The sequence below is a fragment of the Shinella sp. genome (assembly GCF_052438155.1).
Taxonomy (GTDB): Bacteria; Pseudomonadota; Alphaproteobacteria; order Rhizobiales; family Rhizobiaceae; genus Shinella.
Window position 1 is genome coordinate 1 of sequence record NZ_JBQVPI010000097.1, and the last position, 2,528, is coordinate 2,528.

Annotated in this window: 3 protein-coding genes; all 3 read right to left on the reverse strand. The window is 56.9% G+C overall.

What is annotated here, in order from left to right; genetic code table 11:
* Positions 1–182: hypothetical protein (locus ACT6VE_RS34735; protein ID WP_444802646.1), on the reverse strand; the 182-nt coding region annotated here is incomplete at its 3' end.
* Between the two features lie 23 nt (positions 183–205).
* Complete coding sequence (locus ACT6VE_RS34740; protein WP_444610165.1) at positions 206–1,513, reverse strand: MBL fold metallo-hydrolase; 1,308 nt, start codon at positions 1,511–1,513, stop codon at positions 206–208.
* Between the two features lie 723 nt (positions 1,514–2,236).
* Positions 2,237–2,528: hypothetical protein (locus ACT6VE_RS34745; RefSeq protein WP_444802647.1), on the reverse strand; the 292-nt coding region annotated here is incomplete at its 5' end.

The following is a 2,528-nucleotide window of genomic DNA, read 5'->3' on the forward strand; positions in this document are numbered from 1 at the left end:
TTCTGCGCGATGCGGAACAGCTTCGGCACATTCGATATTCGGATGTCTCGGCCATGCTGGGTGAGCGCTCCCCCAAGCTCATTACCTGTTCCGTCGCACAGAATGACGATGTTGCGTGGTTTTGGTTCGCGCGGCTTCCGCACCATTTTATCTTCGACAGAAACAGCGGGAATGCGAGCCATGTCATTCTGTCCTGTAGTTTGTGTCAGTCGACGAGACCCGAGTAGCCGGCGGTGATCGGACCGTTCCCGGTGACGCTGAACAGGATATTGTCACAACCACCAGGCGTTTCGTCTGCATCGGGTCCGACCTTGCGGTCCCGCATCTCGCAAGAGCGGGCATCATCCTCGATCCGGAAACCATCTTCTCGGTCGGTGCGCAGAACCTGTCCGCGCCGCTCAAGCTCTTCGACTATTTCTGAATCGGGCAGGCGGACACGGCGATAGGGATATGGCCCCGAAGAGATCGCGTAGACTTTGGCTCCAACCGCATCGAGGAAGCTGGTCCGCGACGATGTCAGGCTGCCGTGATGCCCGACCACGAGCACATCGGCCTTGAGGTCGCTGGCGCAACATTCCAGAAGCTTTGCTTCAATACTGCGCGGGCTGGGAAGGCTCGCAGGTGGTTCGCGCTCTCCACCTTCGGCGTCGCCGGCGAGAAGGATGCGCCGGTCGGCAAGGTCAAGCCTGATCACCACGCTGTTACCATTGGGATCTGAATAAGGGTGAGCGTCGCGATAGAGGAAATGCATGCGGGCATCGGCGCCGAGCGCAACTGGTGCGGCTGTCATCATTTCGGACTGGCGGACGGCTACAGTTCCGTTGCAGCCGCTGCCGGTGAACGTTACGGCGCGAGTGCTGTTGGCTGCGATGGCATCATGATAGCGTGAGCCCGGCTCAGCCATGGCCGCTTTCAGAAAATGGCAGTAGCCGTCCGTTTTGTTGACGCGCCCGGAATCCCAGACGTTGTCGATCTGGAAAGCGGCGAACACCCCAGGCATGAGCTGGAGATGGTCCTTGTGCGGATGGCTGAGGATGAGGTGATTTATCCGGACCAGGTCGGGCCGCGCCGCGCGTATGTAAGCGACGACACGGTTTTCTTCCCCGTCATGCAGATCGTCCTGGCTGCCCGCATCATATAGGACAGCGTACCCCGGGCCTTCGACGAACACAGCCAGGCCTGTGCCCACATCAATGATGTGCACCTTGTGTGCTGAACCGGGAAGGGGCGCTTCACCTTCCTCAGGCAGAACAATCGTCCACGCCTTGCTGACATAGCCCCGCGTTCCATCCTCGAGAGCAACGATATACCAGCCGCTGACCTCGCCGACCAACGTCGCACTCTCTCCCGGGCGGAGCCGGGCGAGAATGGCAGTATCAGTGGATGGGCCCTCGCGGACCAGTACCGCGCTGGACACGCGTGCGCTCGGCGCGACATCGTCAGCCCTGGTAGGCGCAGTCGCCATAGCCATAAGACACACCAGCAGGGCAGCTATGCAGGATCGAAGATTCATAAGACCCCCTCTGGAATCAGATTGTATGCGGTATTGCTCCGCATGGACAGCGATGCCTCTACAAGGAGGCAGCGAGACTGATCCAGATTGGAGGCTTTGCCACCCTGACGGAGGGGGAATGGTCCTTACCGATATTAGTTTTCCGAGCTGCCAGGCCGTGTCGGGGTCAATCGTAAGAGAGGACCAGTCTGTTTAGAACAGCTGCTGGTGGATAGTGAGGGCTCGCGATGCGGAAAGGTTGCTAGTCTAAATCGCCGAATCGGTTTGCTATGAGAGCCTGAGCAATGTAGTGAGACAGTAAGAGAGCAATAAATCTGAGAACACGAACCATTAAAGAAATTATTTTTAGTGCCACGATTTGTGCCATAGAGAAAAACCAAATTTCCTTTAAAAAACAATATCAAATTGTTATTTAATGTTATTGCGTTCTCTTCTGCACCACTACTCACCTAAGTATTTGAAAGACTTGGGTTTGAACGGCGAGATAGAAAGCGCCGGTCGCCCTTCCAGTGGCACTTTTCTTCTGCACTACGATGCGCTGTCGTGAGTAAGCATGAGGAGCTAGACTAGGTTTCTCGACTACTTAGGGGTTAGTATTGAGTACCTATAGGGGTTTCGAATCTGCCACTTCAGTGCAGCATTTTCCCGCTTCGGGGCGACCCATCAGCTTCGCCGAGCTGGCGGAAGTCCTCCGTTCTTTCAGCCTCGCTGTTCCCGCAATCTTCAGGGCGATATAGGCAACGGGTGCAACGCCACAGTTGGAGCAGTGTGGCGCACGATGACGTGTTCCTGGGCAGATACCTGATTGGCCCTCGCGGAACAGCATACGGGTGGCCGGCCCTTGCCGTTGCATGCAGCCAATACGACGAAGATCTCGTTGAGCACGGACAAGCGGTTCCGGCGGAGGAGTTCGTTGTTGAATATCTTGACTGAGCCGTACCCAGCCGGGGCACGGCACCGGTGCAGTTCCCTGCGCACCACAAGGATGATGCCGCTGACGATCTGTCGACTTTCA